Genomic DNA, 14,577 nt, shown 5'->3' on the forward strand with positions numbered 1-14,577 from the left:
CGAGTCTGTCTGCTCGACCGGGGTCTCGCGTGGCCAATCTACGTCATCGCTCGAGACGGGCTCCGTACACCGTCGCCGCACCGCGGGCCGCAAGCGGAAGCCCGATGATCAACGTCGCGCCGGTCGCGAGGTGCATCGCGAGCAGCACCGCGAGCACGACGCCGGTCGCGCCCGTCACGACCGGCCCCAGCAGCGAGAGCACGAGCACCGTCCAGCCGACGATCGCGAAGATGCGGCCGCTGCGGGTGGAGAACCGCTCGAGCACGGCGATCACCCCCCACGCGCCGAATCCCATGACGAGCCCCGCCACCACGATCGACGATGGCGTGACGGTCGGCGCCGCAGGGCCCGTGCCGGCCGTGAGGTCGATGCGGGCGATCGGCACTGCGATCGCCCACACGACGAGCGGTCCGGCCACGGCGGCCACGAGGATCGCGACCCTGCCGTAGCGCCTGCGGCGTGAGCCGGAGGCATCCGCTCGGGCGTTCTCGCCAGCATTGGAAGGTGAATACTGCGTCGTGGTCTCATTCATGCCCGCGACGCTACGGGCGCCCGGTCGCACCCGGCAGGGTCGGATGTCACGACCCGGGCAGGACGAATGTCAGTCAGCCCCGGGGGAGGTCGCGAAGAACCGCTCGAGCGTCGGCACCAGCAGCGCCGGCTTCATCATGGGCGTGGCGTGGTGGGCACCGGCGACCACTTCGAGCGCGACACCCAAGTGAGCGGCGAGCGCGGCACCGCCGGTGCGCATGAACGGGTCGCCCCTGCCGCCGACGAGCACCAGCACCGGGCCGACGACGCCCTTCCACCGCGTGGTCGTGAGCGGCGTGCCGTCCTGCAGTCCGGCGCACAGTCGAAGGTCGTACGCCGTGGTGGGCGCCATCGCGACCATCGAGCGCCAGATCGGCACCATGAGCCTGGTCGCGCCCACCATGAACCCGGGCGCGCCGAGCGCGGACTTCATGAACTCGGCGACTGCCTGTGATCGGCGCCCATCGTCGACCAGTGCCTCGACGCGATCGGCGAGCTCGCGCGGCACCGGCGGGCGCTGGTCGTCGACGATCACCGGCGCCTCGTAGGCGACGACGCCCGCCACCTTCGACGGCAGTGCGGCGGCCGCATCGAGCGCGAGCACCGCACCCGAGGACGCGCCGAAGAGGAGCGCACTGCCGCCGTGCTCGTCGATGAGCGCCTCGATGTCGTCGATCTCGCGCTGGATCGACCAGTCCCCCGCGTCCGTGCTGGCGCCTCGTCCGCGCCGGTCGTAGTTGACGACCGTGTGCTCGTCTGCGAGCGCCGCGGCGAGCTTGCGGTTGTCGCGTCGATCCGAGAGCGCCTGCGCGACGAGCACGACCACCGGGCCGCTGCCCGAGCGCTCGAAGGCGATGGTCACCCCGTCGGTCGAGGTCACGGTTCCGTCAGTACGTCGCGCTGCGACATCCGTCTTCGACATGAGCTGCTCCGTTCTGTTCAGGAGGTGCCGGTGATCAGCCCGGCTCATCGCCGAGCGCCAGCGCGCGAGCGAGCCGTTCGAGCGTGTCGGTGAAGCCCTCGACCATGCCGATCGCCTCGGCCTCGTCGAGTTGCTCGGCACGTGAGAACGCGACGGTGATCGACACCGAGGTCAGGCCGTGCGCATGGCCGATCAGCACCGTCGTGGGCATCTCACTGCCCTCGATGACGGCGCCCGACGGCTCGGCGAATGCATCGTCGAACGCGAGACGGTGGGGTGCATCGACGACGCGGTAGACCGCCCGACCCCACTGCTCGTCGTCGAGTTCGTGCTCGGCCTCGGGCCGGAGCCGATACCGCCACACGCCGCCGGGGCGCACGTCGAGCTCGAAGATGTCGACGAGCCATCCGTTCGGCCCCCACCACTTGCGCAGGTGCTCGGCCTGCGTCCAGCACGCCCAGACGAGGTCAGCGGATGCCGCAACCTCGCGTTCGACGATGAGCCGGCGGCCTTCGTAGTCCTTCGTGACGGTGCTAGCGGGCATCGGCGTCGTCCGTTCGTGCGTCGAGTTCGGACAGGTACGAATCGAGTCGGTCGACACGATCCGTCCACACGTCGGCGAAGCTGTCGAGCCACGCCTCGAGCGAGCGGAACTGCGTCGGCAGCAGGTGGTAGACCCGCGATTGGGCCTGCTTCTCGGCACTCACGAGACCCGCCTCGGCGAGGATACGAAGGTGGCGTGACGTCTGCGGTTGCAGCAGCGACAGCCGCTCGGCGATCTCGCCGACGGGGCGTGGTCCGCTGCGCAACAGCTCGACGATGCGCAGGCGGTTCGGTTCGGCCAGCGCGACCAGCACGTCGAGGTCGAGAGCGGCGACGCTCACGAGACACGCCCTGACATCGTCGGCGCCGAGAGGTCGGATGCCCCGTGCCGGGGGCCGCGGCGGATCGCCAGCGCGCAGCCGCCCACGGCGGCGAGCCACACCGCGTCGGCCACCAGCAGGAACCGACCCTGCCATCCGACCGGCACGTCGGGACCGAGCTGACCCGTCGCCGGCATCAGCACGGCCAGGCTCACCGTGAGCAGCACGGCCGCCCAGACCGTGAGGACTGCTCCGAGCACGAGCACCCAGCGCACCCGACGCCACTGCGGGCTGTGGCGGGTCAGCGACACGGCCAGGATGATCGCGGCGATGGGGATGCCGTCGGCGAGCACCGGCCCGATCGAGTGCAGCATGCCGCTGAGGGTCATCTCGCCCGGAGGTGTCATGGCGGGATCGGTCGGGAACACCGCGGCCACGATGAACCCGATCGCGGCGACGAGGATCGCCGCCAACCCGATGCGGCCCGGCCACGTGACGACCTGCGAGGTCAGTGCCAGGAAGAGGCCGATGCCGGCGACGCCGAGCATGAGGAAGGCGATGGTCATCGCCCAGCCGTTCGCGCCGAGCGCGAGCTCGCTGGGCGGCTGCCACGACCCGTCGACGGTCGGCTGCACGAGGTGCGCGACCACGAAGAAGGCCACGAAACCCGCGCCGCCGAACACGGCGACCAGCGCGGGTGCGCGGCGGATGCGGTTCGGTGATGGAGCAGTGTGTTTCGTCATACCTCGAGAATACACCTGTGTGTATATACACACAAGTAGATATTTGCGGTGCGACAGTCGACGTGCTCCGACCACACGGTCAATCGTGGAGCTGTGCGAATCTCCAGGCGATCTCGGTCACGTTCGGGCCCGCGATGTCCGTGAAAAGGCCCTCGCCATCGGGGTTCGGCCACGAATGCGCAAGCTCGGCCGCCAAGACGTACTCGATGAGCACGTCGCCCTCGGGCGACCGGAACGTCGTCTGTTCGTGCCCGTACCGCTCCCCTCGCGCCGGATGGGCGACGGTTTCCGCACGCAGGCCGAGGCTGTCGTCGAGCACCCCGTCGTCGACGAGGTCGAGCACCGCGCTCCAGTGCTCCACGAGCCGCTCGCCGACGATCGGCGGCACGACGTCATCCCGACCGCCCTGCACGACGAGCAGGGGCACCGGTCGAGCGCGGTCGCCCATCTGCGCCCACGCCTGCCGGCCGGTGACCGACGGAGGGGTGGCGTCGGGATCGTCGGGGTCGACCTGATTGAGCCCGTACTCGCCTCCGGCGACCGAGGTGACCGTCGCGAACACATCAGGATAGGTGACGCCGAGGATCACCGCCGCGCCGGCTCCCGACGAGGCCCCCGACACGTGGACCCGGTCGGGATCGGCGCCGTAGGTCTCGACGACCTCCTGCGCCACGCCGGCCAGGAGCGCCGGCTCGCCCGCACCTCGGATCTGGTTGCGCGGGTCCGCGGAGTTCCAGCAGTTGATGCTGTTCTCGAAGATCCGCTGAGTGGGGTAGACGACGATGAAACCCTCTCTGTCGGCGAGTGCGTTGAATTGCGTGGTGTCCTTCATCGAGTTCCACCCGAACCCGGTCATGCCGCATCCGTGGATCGCCATCATCACCGGAAGCTTCGCGGATCCGTCGTGCTGGGGCGGAAGGTGGACCTGGTAGTGCTGCTGGGCGCCGTCCTGCGAGACGTGGATGTGATTGCGGTCGCCGTCGCCGCTCCACCACGCCAGGCCGAACTGGAACACGAGGGTGAGCACGACGCCGAAGGCCGCGAGTGCCGCCGCCGCACCGCCGACGATCCACGGCCACCGACGCCGCCGCCCACGACCGGCGGGCCGCTCGTCGCGGTCACGCATCGCGTCGCCGGAGCAGCACGGCCGCGGCGGTGAACAGCACCACCACCCAGACGATGAGGACCAGCGCGCCCTGCCACGGCTCGGTGAGCCAGCCGTCGTCAGCCGTCACGGTGGAGAGGTTCACCCAGCTCTGCGTCGTCGGGTAGCTGTACAGCACCGTGCCCGCCAGGGACGGCAGCAGCGTCGAGACCGTCTCGAGCCAGGTCGAAGGCGTCAAGCCGAGCACCAGGCCGAGGGCGACCGGCGCTGCAAGGAGCAGCGCGAGCGCCACCGCGATTCCGCCGGCCGTGTTGCGCAGCACCGCGCCGATGGAGAAGGCGATGAGACCGACCAGCACGAGGTATCCCGTGCCGCCGAGCAGCGCGAGCCAGTACTGCGGGTCGTCGAGGCGAACGGCGACACCATTGCCGGCGAGCAGTCCGACGGAGATCGGGACCGTGACGGCGAAAGCGACCGCGCTGACGACGAAGATCGCGGCGGCGAGGACGAGCGCTTTCGCGAAGAGGACCGGCACCCGCATCGGTACGGCGGTGAGGGTCGATCGGATCATGCCGGTGCCGTACTCTCCCGCGATGACGATGACGCCGAGCACTCCGACGATCAGAGCACCGAAGTCGGTGCTGACCATGACGGCGTACACCGCCAGGTCCTGAACCGCGTCTTGCGTGGGAACACCCGCGACACCCTGGAAGCTGAGCGACGACGATACCTGTGCTCCGAGTCCGACGGTGAGCGCCAGCAGGATCGCGAGCGACCACCAGGTGGAGCGGACGCTGCGGAGCTTGATCCACTCCGAACGGATGATGCCGGCGAAGCCGAGGTCGCGAGCGACGGGGGTGATCTCCTGGGGCATTGTCGCGGTCGTCATCGGTTCGCCTCCACGGCGATCCGCTCGGCGCGGTACTCGACGTCGTCCCGCGTCAGCGCCATGTAGGCCTCTTCGAGCGAGCGGGTCACCGGGGTGAGCTCGTGAACGACCACTCCGGCGCCGGCGGCGATCTCCGCGATGCGCGGCGCTGCGAGCCCGGTCACCGATACCAGGTCGGGCTCGGCGCCGGACACGGTCGCACCGTCCGCCTCGAGCAGCGGCACGAGGCGCGCGATATGCGGCGTGCGCACCTGCACCGACGCGCTGCCGGCTCCCGCGACGATCTCGCTCATCGGGGCGTCGGCGACGATCCGGCCTCGACCGAGGATGAGGACGTGGTCCGCCGTCTGCGCCATCTCGCTCATGAGGTGCGAGGAGAGGAAGACGGTGCGCCCCTCCGCCGCCAGCTGCCGCGCCAACAGGCGGACCCACACGACACCGTCGGGGTCGAGCCCGTTGACGGGCTCGTCGAGGATGAGCGTTGCGGGGTCGCCGAGCAGCGCGACCGCGAGACCGAGTCGCTGGCTCATCCCGAGCGAGAACCCGCCGACTCGTGTGCGCGCCACCGATTCGAGTCCCGTGAGCTCGATCACCTCGTCGACGCGCGAGGGGGGGATGCGATGGGTGGCGGCGATGGCGAGGAGGTGATTGCGGGCCGTCCGCCCGGGATGCACCGCTTTCGCGTCGAGCAGCGCGCCGACCTGCCGCACCGGAGCGCGATGCTGCGCGTACGGCTTGCCGTTCACGGTGACCGAGCCGCCCGATGGTCGGTCGAGGTTCATGATCATGCGCATCGTCGTGGACTTGCCGGCGCCGTTCGGGCCGAGGAACCCGGTGACGACGCCCGGGCGGACGGTGAAGTCGACACCGTCGACCGCGGTCTTCGCGCCGTACCGTTTCGTGAGGGATCGGGCCTGGATCATGGGCGATCTTCGTTTCTCTTCGATGGTCGGGATGGCCGGCGGTCACTCGCCGGCGCGAGCGGGGCCGATGGCGCGCCGCATCCGTGTCTGCGACGAGTCCACACCGTGTTGTCGGAACACGGTCAAATCCGGGCGGCGACGGGTGCCGCCGCCTCGAGAACTTCACCGCACGAGACCGTCGGGTCAGCTCGTCCCAGCGCGCTGGTCTTGTTCGTGAAGTACTCCTGAGATGAGGAGTCGGACGAGCGGACGAGGGTCGTACCCCTCGTCCTCGGGAGCGCGGATGCAGAGGTTCCCGATCCCTCGCATGAACTGGTATGCGCTGATCGCCGGCTCGGCTGTATCGGGTGTCGTCGCGGTGAGGAGCTCGCCGCAGACGGGAACCAGGCGATCGAGGAAGTAGTCGTGCAGCGCGTCGAAGCCGGTGCGGTCGTCGCGAAGCGCTTGGGCGAGCCCGTGCTTCGTGACGAGGAATTCGACGAAGAGGTCGACCCATGCATGAAGCGCCGCAGCCGGTGACGAGGACTCGGCAAGCAGTACCCGCCCTGCTGCGGCGCAGCTCTCGACTTGATGCCGGTACACGGCGATGACCAGGTCGGCGCGGGTCGGGAAGTGTCGGTAGATCGTGCCCATGCCCACGCCTGCGGCGACGGCGATCAGACGAACGGGCGCGTTCACGCCGCGCTCGGCGAAGACGCCGGCGGCTGCCTCGAGCAGAATCCGTTCGTTTCGGCTCGCGTCAACCCGCCTGGCCCTGACCGAGGTCGATTCGGTCGGTCGGACTCGGGACAATTCGGCTCCATCGGTTCGCATGCTTGCAAAACGGAACACTGCTCCGTATCGTATTCGGAGCGGCGCTCCGTTTTCATTATCCACTCAGATGCGCCTGTGACGAAAGGACGCTCTGGATGAGCACAGTGACCGCCCAGCCTTCGACCGCACCAATCGTGGGTGCGCTGGACGCCATCATCGGGGGTGCCGACCCGGTGGTTTCAGTGGCACCGGTGACGTTGGCGACGCCCGGTCGCGCCGTGCCCTTGGAGGCGCGCGTTTCGGCGCCGCTCACGGGTTCGAATCTTCCGGTGATCGTGTTCTCGCACGGGAACGGCTGGCCCCTGGATGGGTATGCGCCGCTGGCATCGTTCTGGGCCTCGCGAGGCTTCGTCGTCGTTCAGCCCACGCATCTGGACTCTCGGCGTCTCGGCATCGGCTTCGGCGATCCGCGCTTCGCGCGGATCTGGCTCGAACGGATCGACGACATGACCCGTATCCTCGACGAGTTCGGCCTGATCGAGGCCGCCGTGCCGGGACTCGAGGGCCGGGTGAACCGCGACTGCATCGCGGCAGTCGGTCATTCCTGGGGCGCACAGACCGTGCAGACGCTGCTTGGCGCACGTGTCCTTGACGCCGACGGTGAACCGGGGCCGGACATGTCTGATCCGCGAGTCAAGGCGGGCGTCTTGCTGGCAGCGACAGGCCTGGCGGGCGCGCAACTCCACCCATTCGCTGCCGAGAACTTCCCGTTCATGTCGCCGTCGTTCGCCGAGCTGAGCACGCCGACGCTGGTGGTGGCCGGCGACCGCGATCAGTCGCGGATGTCCAGCCGGGGACCGGACTGGTTCACAGACGCGTTCACGTTCAGTCCCGGTGCGACGGACCTGCTCACCCTGTTCGGCGCGGAGCATTCACTCGGCGGCATCCCGGGGTACGAGGTCGCCGAGACGACGGATGAGAACCCGGTGCGCGTCGCCGTGCTGCAGCGGCTCACGTCGGCGTACCTGCGCAGTGCGCTGAACCCCGACGATCACAGTTGGAGCGCCGCCAGCGCGCTCCTGGCCGAAGTCGGCGATGAGATCGGACGGGTGGACCGCAAGCGTGGTGGCGCAACTCAGCAGCATCAAGCGGCGTGACCGCCTGACCTCGGCACGGCCGAGCGCGTGCGGGCGACCTGGTCAGAGCCCCTCCGCGATCTCCTTGATCGCGGCGAGACGGCGGTCCCACTCGGCGCCGATGGCGTCGAGCCGATGCGCGGTGTCGCTCAACTGCGATCCGATCACCCGGTAGCGCACCTCGCGCCCGACCCGGATCGGCTCGACGAGCCCCACGTCCTGCAGCACGGCGAGGTGCTTCGCGATCGCCTGTCGGGTCACCGGCAGGCGCCCGGCGAGGGCCGACGCCGACGCGTCGCCCTCGCCGAGTGCCGCCAGGATGCTCCACCTGGTCTCGTCTCCGAGTGCGGCGAACACCGGCACCAGCGTCGTCGTCACGCGTCGCCCTCGAGCAGGGCGACGAGCTTGTCGAGCTCGGCGACCCAGCCCTCGCCGTGGCTCGCCATGTTCGCCGCCGGGTCGGAGGTGCGGTCGAAGCCGGTCTCGACGACGGTGAGTCGAGTGCCGTCGGGCACCGGTTCGAGCGTGAAGGTGAAGACGGTCGACCGGTCGTCGAGCTCGTCGCGCAGGTGCCCGAGCGCATCGTCGTTGCCCCATCGGTACGACACCGTGCGCGGCGCATCCAACACCTCGACCCGAATCGGCACCGACCCGTACTCGGGGAACGTGATGGTGCCGGTCGCACCGACGCCTGCGCCGTCGAGCACGGTGCGCCCGAACCAGCGGGAGATGTGCTCGGGCGCGGTGACGGCGGTCCACACCTTCTCGATGGGCGCGGCGATGCGGATGGTGCGCCGAACGGTGAAGGTGCCTTCGTCGATGACGGATGCCTCGTTGTCGGTCATGCTCACAATGATCAGTCCTTTCGTGCTTGTCTGCAACTTCATGGTTGCAGATTAATGACCCTTGCGCAACCCTTTGGTTGCATATTGCGAAGCGGGAGAAGATCGGTGCATCGCCCTCGCGTTCGCCGGCATCGTCGACGGCTTCGAGGGCGGACTCGTCAACACCCTCTTCCCCGTCATCCGAGACTCGCTCGGCCTGCAGACGAGCGCTTTGGGCATCCTCACCGCCATCAGCCGCTTCGCGCGCATGCTGTTCGGGCCGGTCTGGGCGGCACTGGCCGACCGGTTCGGCCGTAAGAAGATCCTGTTCATCGCCACCGGGCTGTGGGGGTTGTGGACGGTTGCGGCCGGATTCGCGCAGGACGCCACGCAGTTGTTCATCCTGTACACGATCGGCGTCGGGGCATCCGTCATCGCGACGCCCATCATCGGCCAGTTCGCCAACGTCGAAGACGGATGGCGCTACGGCATGTTCGCGATAGGCGGCATCAGCATCTTCTCGGGCATCCTGATCCTGCTGCTCGTGCATGAGCCCAGGAAGCACACGCCCGTCGGCGCGATCGACCCCGACGCCATGAGGTTCAACCTCCGCGACGCGGTCGGGCTGCTTCGCAACCGGACCATCCTGTTCATGGCGGTGCAGGTCGTGTTCACGACGAGCCTGGTGCTGTTCGCCTTCTTCATCACCTATTGGGTCGACGATCGCGGCTGGACCACCGCCGATGCCGCGCTGCTGATGTCGGCGTACATGCTCGGGGCGGTCATCAGCGGCTTCATCGGGGGCTTCCTCGGCGACTGGTTCGAACGGCGGTACGGCTCACGAGGTCGCGTCATGATGATGCAGGGCTACCTCGTGGCGTACGCGGTGTCGACGGCACTGCTGTTCCAGATCGACTGGGGTCACGGCGTCGCCGTGTACATCGCGGTGTTCGCCACCGGACTCATCAACTCGATCGGCCACCCCGGCGCCGTGTTGCCGATCGTCGGATCAGTCGTGCACAAGAGCGTGGTGGCGACTGCCTATGCCTTCATCTTCTCGTTCGTCCAGGGACTGTTCGCGGCGCTCTTCAGCCTCGCGTTCGGCTTCCTCGCGGATGCGCTGGGCCTTCAGTTGCTGATGTTCTGGCTCATCTCCGTCCCGTACGCCATCAACGCGGTGCTGTGGACGATCATGTACCGCATCTACCCCAAGGATGCCGCCGCACAGCGCGCCATCGACGAGGCGGAAGCGGAGCAGGCGGTCGCCGCGACCAACGCCTGACCCCGGTGCTCGTCTGATCAAGCGCAACACGGACCCGTTCGAGACCCTCGACGACACGCTCGCGCTCTTGCAGAAGCCGCACATCTACTGAAAGCTGACGGTCGTGCCGCGCAATCCCGACATCCCCGACGCGTTCGACGTCTACACGGTCGTCGTGCTGCGGCGGCCGGCCGATGCCCCCGAGTTGTCCGAAGACGAACTCGATGAGCTCCAGGCACGCCACCTCGCCTACCGCGCCGAGCTGGGGCGCACGGGCGTGATCGTCGTGAACGGGCCGTTCGACGAGCAGAGCGACCCGACGTATCGCGGCATGTCGATCTTCGCCTGCGACCCGGTCGAGGCCGCCCGCCTGTCCGACGGCGACCCGTCGGTCGCGGCCGGGCGCCTCGCCTACGACGTCATGGAGTGGTGGGTGCGCGCCGACTCGCTCGCATTCCCGCGCTCCGACCGCACGGTCGGCGACCGCCGCTCGATGCCCGACGACTGAGGCCGAGCGCGCGACATCCGCATCGACCCCACGAGACAGCGGCGGCAGGATCCCGGCATCGCCGGAGACCCTGCCGCCGACCTGATCAGCAGCGAGCGTGCGTCAGAAGGAAGCGGGGATCACGCCGTCGTCGGTCTGGTAACCGGTGACGGGTGCGTGCGGGATCTCCTCCCAGCGGGCCGCGTCCTCCTGCTGCACCTCTCCGGTGGCCATGCCCAGCAGCAGCTCCTGCATCGCGAGCACGTTCTGTCGGATCGACTTGCCGCGGGCCTTCTGGCCGAGGCTGCCGTCGCTCGAGTTGCCGCTCGTCTCGAAGAAGACGGCGGGGTTGCTGTGGCCCTCGGGGTTGAGGCCCTTGTAGTCGAACCCGAGCATCATCGCCGAGACGACACCGCCCTTGATGTCGATCTCGAGGCTTCCGCCCACTTGATAGCGATCCATGTTGATGTTGCCGTACTTCGCGAGCTCGTCGAAGACGTGCACGTGCATCTGCCGGGTGAGGACGTCATAGGCTCCGCCCTCGATCGTCGGCAGCGTGGGCCCGCCGGGAGCGAGCGAGATGCCGAGCGACAGGGTCACCTCGTCACCGGTGCCGGCCTGCCGCTTCAGACCCTGGTGGTGGATGTCGATGGCGAACACCGGGTCGACCATCGTCCAGTACTCGTAGAACGCCTCGGACTCGGCGGCGACGAACTTGCCCGCGCCCCAGTCGCGGTTCAGGTCGATGCGGGTACCCGAGCCGTCCTGCAGGATCGTCTGGCGGATGTTCAGCTCCGAACCATCGGGGTTGTACATCGGCACGACGTGGAACGTGTAGGTCTCACGCAGCAGGTTCCAGTCGTGCGAGCCGTTCGTGCCCAGCTCCTTCAGCACGGCCAGCAGCGACTCGGTGCCGTAGGGCTCGTTGCCGTGGATGCGACCCTGCAGCCACACTGCCTCGGGCCCGTCGCCGACGGTGGCGACATGGAGGTCGCGGCCCTGCTCGGACGTGCTGACCTCGGTGCCGACCTCGGCGAGCGTCATGACGTCGAGGCCGAAGTTCGACGTGCGCTCGAGCCGGTCGAGCTCGGCGATCACGTCGTCGTAGGTGACGATGCTGGCGATGTTGGTGTTGCCGTTGGGAGAGGGGAAGTTCGCGTCGGCGAGAGCCGGGCCACTCGCGGTGAGCGGCACGGCGACGGCGAATGCGGCCGCCGCGGCGAGAAGGGTGGTGCGACGACGGTGATGCAGTGGGTTACGGCCAAAGCTCATCAGGATGCTCCTCATCGAGTCGGACATGCCGCCGGGAGCGACACGAGCCCCTCGGGATCGAGCAAGGAAGACGCTTTCCCCGAGGGCTTCCTCGGAGCCTATGGAGACGGCTTCGCACGCGTCAAGGGCCGCTCGTCCGCACCTCGGGCCCGAGCCGCGCCGATCGTCCGGCCGAGCCCGCCTTCGGCGCGTTCCGCGGCCTCACTGCCAGACTGATCTCATGCAGAACGCCCCCATCGATCAGGCCGCTGCGAGCGAGATGTGGGAGGAGTATCGCGCGGCGCGACCGGATCGCGCCACCGACCCGGAGCCGCCGCCGGCGGAGGTCTTCGGCGACAACCCCGAACTCACCGATGAGCTCCTCGGACTCGTGCTCGACGGCACCAAGCGAGCCACCGCCGCGCTGGTCGCCGAGTTCGCCCTCGATGGCCAACCCCTTCCGCGCATCGGCGGTCATTGGATCGCCTGCGACTCGACCGGCCGCCCTCGCGTCATCCTCCGTGACACCGAACTGCGCATCGGCACGTTCGCGAGCGTCGACGCCGCCTTCGCGTTCGACGAGGGCGAAGACGACCGTTCGCTCGAATCGTGGCGCGAGAACCACAGCCGGTACTGGCGGCGGGTGAGCGCCCATCTCGGTTTCGAGTGGACGGAACAGCACGAGATCGTGTTCGAGCGGTTCGAGATCGCCTGGCCGGAACCCGCCGGCGAGGACTGACCGCGCGCCCCGCGCACCGGGCACCCAGCCGGACGTTCTAGGCTCGAAGGATCCCCGCCATCCCCTGAGAAGGAGCCCGCACGCCATGAGCGACGCCGCAGCCCTGGACGTCTTCGACCGCCGCGAATCCGAGGTCCGTGGGTACATCCGCGCCTTCCCGACGGTCTTCGACCGCGCGAGCGGCTCGACCCTCGTCGACACCGACGGCCGGGAGTACCTCGACTTCTTCGCCGGCGCGGGGGTGCTGAACTACGGGCACAACAACCCGGTGTTCACGCGTGCGCTCGTCGAGTACCTCGAGCGCGGCGGCATCATCCACGGGCTCGACATGGCCACGTCGGCCAAGAAGGCGTTCATCGAGGCGTTCGAGCAGTACGTGCTCGCGCCGCGCGGGTTCGACCACAAGCTGCAGTTCACGGGGCCGACGGGTGCGAACGCCGTCGAGGCGGCGCTCAAGGTCGCCCGCCAGGCCACGGGCCGCTCGAACGTCGTCGCGTTCACGAATGCATTCCACGGCCTCAGCATCGGCGCGCTCGCCGCGACCGGGAACAGCACGTATCGGGATGCCGCGGGCATCGCGCTCGGCGACATCACGCGACTGCCCTACGACGGCTACCTCGGGCCCGACGTCGACACGCTCGACCTGCTCGAGAAGATGCTCGACGACCCCGGCTCGGGGCTCGACCTGCCCGCAGCGGTCATCGTCGAGGCGGTGCAGGGCGAGGGCGGCATCAACGTCGCGAGCGTGCCGTGGCTGGCACGGCTTCGCGAGATCACCGCGGCGCGAGGCATCCTGCTGATCCTCGATGAGATCCAGGCGGGCGTCGGCCGCACCGGCACGTTCTTCGCCTTCGAGGACTCGGGCATCGTCCCCGACATCATCACCGTGTCGAAGTCGATCTCGGGATCCGGGCTGCCGATGTCGCTCGTGCTGCTGCGCCCCGAAGTCGACGTGTGGAAGCCGGGCGCGCACACCGGCACGTTCCGAGGCAACAACCTGGCATTCGTGTCGGCGCGCGTCGCGCTCGAGGCCTACTGGGCAGACTCGGCCTTCACCGACGGCGTCGCCGCCAAGTCGGCACTGCTGCGCGCCGAGCTCGACCGCATCGCCGCCGACCACCCCGAACTCGGCCTCGCGCCGCGCGGCCGAGGTCTCATGTACGGGCTCGCCTGCGACGGCGACCGCACCCTCGCGGGTCGCATCTCGGCCGAGGCCTTCCGGCGCGGCCTCATCATCGAGACATCCGGCGCCTTCGACGAGGTGTTGAAGTTCCTCCCGGCGCTCACGATCACCGACGACGAACTCACCCGTGGCCTCGCGATCGTGCGTGAGAGCCTCGACGCGGTGCTCGCCCGCTGACCGCCCGCGGCCTCAGCGCGAGAGCTCGACGGTGTACGAGACGATCTCGGTGATGCGTCCGTTGTCGAAGTCGTAGACGTCGCACGAGGCGACGATCGAGACGTCTCCCGTGGCGTCGGTGTACCTGGCGAGGCTGTCGACCGCGACGCTGTCCTCACCCACCACGGTGCGCTGCCGCTGGAACTCGGTCGTCACCCCGGCGAGATCTTTCGCGGTGCGCTCGGTCGCCTTCCTCACGGCCTTGAGCCCGATCAGCGGATCGGAGCCGACGAGGGTCCACACGACGTCGTCGGCCAGGTGCGGCAGAGCGACCTCGAATCGGTGACTCGAGAACGCGCACGCGATCTTCTCGGTCGTGAGGTCGGTGGTGAGTTCAGCCGTGGGGTTCATGAGACCTGCCCTCTCGCGCGGGATCCCGCGCCGTTGCGGTTGACGTATGCGATCAGCGTGCCCCCGACACGGGCAGGCGTCAAGGGCAGAGCGCCGGTCGCCGGGGGAGGTGACGCCCCGCACCTCGAACGGCTGCTCATCGGCGCGAGTGCCCGACCAGACCCATTCGCACCAGGTCGTATCGCCGTGCTGCGCCGATCGAAGGAGTTCAGCCCGTAAGTCGGGTATGCCGGCGAACATCGCCTCCCAGTTCGCTCGGACCTGGGAGCGGCCGACGAAGGCGCGCGCCGGGTGAGCCGGTTGCCGGCTGTCGTAGTCGGGGTCGAAGAGCGCGACCAGCGCCTCCAGGTCGTGATCGTTCACCGCCACCACCAACCTGCCAATGACCTCGTCAGGCATG

At 68.8% G+C, this 14,577-nt stretch carries 17 protein-coding genes and 2 pseudogenes; 5 read left to right on the top strand and 14 right to left on the bottom strand.

The genetic code is table 11. The annotated features are described in order from the left end of the window. Positions 1-43: 43 nt before the first annotated feature. From LSF15_RS10610 to LSF15_RS10650, 9 genes are all read right to left on the bottom strand, one after another. Positions 44-532 carry a DUF6069 family protein gene (locus tag LSF15_RS10610; protein WP_232498503.1) on the bottom strand — a complete coding sequence of 163 codons (489 nt, stop codon included), beginning with the start codon at positions 530-532 and terminating at the stop codon, positions 44-46. Between the two features lie 69 nt (positions 533-601). Next, positions 602-1,453 carry an alpha/beta fold hydrolase gene (locus LSF15_RS10615; protein ID WP_232498504.1) on the bottom strand — a complete coding sequence of 284 codons (852 nt, stop codon included), beginning with the start codon at positions 1,451-1,453 and terminating at the stop codon, positions 602-604. 34 nt (positions 1,454-1,487) lie between these two features. After that, a complete protein-coding gene (locus LSF15_RS10620) occupies positions 1,488-1,997 on the bottom strand; it encodes an SRPBCC family protein (protein WP_232498505.1) in 510 nt (169 codons plus the stop codon). Beyond that, positions 1,987-2,337, bottom strand: coding sequence for an ArsR/SmtB family transcription factor (locus LSF15_RS10625; protein WP_232498506.1), 351 nt, complete (start codon positions 2,335-2,337; stop codon positions 1,987-1,989). The genes LSF15_RS10620 and LSF15_RS10625 overlap by 11 nt, the downstream gene beginning before the upstream one ends. After that, positions 2,334-3,059, bottom strand: coding sequence for a DUF998 domain-containing protein (locus LSF15_RS10630; protein WP_232498507.1), 726 nt, complete (start codon positions 3,057-3,059; stop codon positions 2,334-2,336). The genes LSF15_RS10625 and LSF15_RS10630 overlap by 4 nt, the downstream gene beginning before the upstream one ends. Positions 3,060-3,138: 79 nt before the next feature. Next, a complete protein-coding gene (locus LSF15_RS10635; protein WP_232498508.1) occupies positions 3,139-4,185 on the bottom strand; it encodes an extracellular catalytic domain type 1 short-chain-length polyhydroxyalkanoate depolymerase in 1,047 nt (348 codons plus the stop codon). Next, positions 4,178-5,053: an ABC transporter permease subunit gene (locus tag LSF15_RS10640; RefSeq protein ID WP_232498509.1), complete on the bottom strand. Its 876-nt coding sequence runs from the start codon at positions 5,051-5,053 to the stop codon at positions 4,178-4,180. Before LSF15_RS10640 ends, LSF15_RS10635 begins: the two co-directional genes overlap by 8 nt. Beyond that, complete coding sequence (locus LSF15_RS10645; protein WP_232498510.1) at positions 5,050-5,976, bottom strand: ABC transporter ATP-binding protein; 927 nt, start codon at positions 5,974-5,976, stop codon at positions 5,050-5,052. Before LSF15_RS10645 ends, LSF15_RS10640 begins: the two co-directional genes overlap by 4 nt. Before the next feature lie 183 nt (positions 5,977-6,159). Continuing rightward, on the bottom strand, positions 6,160-6,768 hold the full coding sequence (locus LSF15_RS10650) for a TetR/AcrR family transcriptional regulator (protein WP_232498511.1): 609 nt from the start codon (positions 6,766-6,768) through the stop codon (positions 6,160-6,162). Positions 6,769-6,884: 116 nt separating this feature from the next. Between LSF15_RS10650 and LSF15_RS10655 the strand changes: the two genes are divergently transcribed. After that, a complete protein-coding gene (locus LSF15_RS10655; RefSeq protein ID WP_232498512.1) occupies positions 6,885-7,886 on the top strand; it encodes an alpha/beta hydrolase family protein in 1,002 nt (333 codons plus the stop codon). A 42-nt stretch (positions 7,887-7,928) separates the two neighbouring features. On the opposite strand, the gene LSF15_RS10660 is transcribed toward LSF15_RS10655, so the two are convergent. Both LSF15_RS10660 and LSF15_RS10665 read right to left on the bottom strand, forming a co-directional pair. Continuing rightward, on the bottom strand, positions 7,929-8,243 hold the full coding sequence (locus LSF15_RS10660) for an ArsR/SmtB family transcription factor (protein ID WP_231047595.1): 315 nt from the start codon (positions 8,241-8,243) through the stop codon (positions 7,929-7,931). Next, a complete protein-coding gene (locus tag LSF15_RS10665) occupies positions 8,240-8,710 on the bottom strand; it encodes an SRPBCC family protein (RefSeq protein WP_232498513.1) in 471 nt (156 codons plus the stop codon). The genes LSF15_RS10660 and LSF15_RS10665 overlap by 4 nt, the downstream gene beginning before the upstream one ends. Before the next feature lie 61 nt (positions 8,711-8,771). Between LSF15_RS10665 and LSF15_RS10670 the strand changes: the two genes are divergently transcribed. Together LSF15_RS10670 and LSF15_RS10675 are read left to right on the top strand one after the other, a co-directional pair. Further along, the gene (locus LSF15_RS10670; RefSeq protein WP_232498514.1) at positions 8,772-9,971 is read left to right on the top strand and encodes an MFS transporter; all 1,200 of its coding nucleotides are present in this window, start codon (positions 8,772-8,774) and stop codon (positions 9,969-9,971) included. A 103-nt stretch (positions 9,972-10,074) separates the two neighbouring features. Next, the gene (locus LSF15_RS10675) at positions 10,075-10,458 is read left to right on the top strand and encodes a YciI family protein (protein WP_232498515.1); all 384 of its coding nucleotides are present in this window, start codon (positions 10,075-10,077) and stop codon (positions 10,456-10,458) included. Positions 10,459-11,214: 756 nt separating this feature from the next. Here LSF15_RS10675 and LSF15_RS19210 read toward each other — a convergent pair. After that, positions 11,215-11,736: pseudogene (locus LSF15_RS19210) on the bottom strand (M14 family zinc carboxypeptidase); the annotation flags it as partial. Between the two features lie 193 nt (positions 11,737-11,929). Here LSF15_RS19210 and LSF15_RS10685 point away from each other — a divergent pair. Beyond that, positions 11,930-12,427, top strand: coding sequence for an ASCH domain-containing protein (locus tag LSF15_RS10685; RefSeq protein ID WP_232498517.1), 498 nt, complete (start codon positions 11,930-11,932; stop codon positions 12,425-12,427). Positions 12,428-12,512: 85 nt separating this feature from the next. Further along, complete coding sequence (gene ectB / locus LSF15_RS10690; RefSeq protein ID WP_232498518.1) at positions 12,513-13,787, top strand: diaminobutyrate--2-oxoglutarate transaminase; 1,275 nt, start codon at positions 12,513-12,515, stop codon at positions 13,785-13,787. A 12-nt stretch (positions 13,788-13,799) separates the two neighbouring features. On the opposite strand, the gene LSF15_RS10695 is transcribed toward ectB, so the two are convergent. Continuing rightward, positions 13,800-14,177, bottom strand: a complete 378-nt coding sequence (locus tag LSF15_RS10695) for a nuclear transport factor 2 family protein (RefSeq protein ID WP_232498519.1) — start codon at positions 14,175-14,177, stop codon at positions 13,800-13,802. Positions 14,178-14,297: 120 nt separating this feature from the next. Next, positions 14,298-14,576 (bottom strand): annotated as a pseudogene (locus tag LSF15_RS19215) (nuclear transport factor 2 family protein); the annotation flags it as partial. Between the last annotated feature and the right edge of the window lies 1 nt (position 14,577).

Source organism: Agromyces humatus (assembly GCF_021228295.1).
GTDB classification, from domain to species: domain Bacteria; phylum Actinomycetota; class Actinomycetes; order Actinomycetales; family Microbacteriaceae; genus Agromyces; species Agromyces humatus.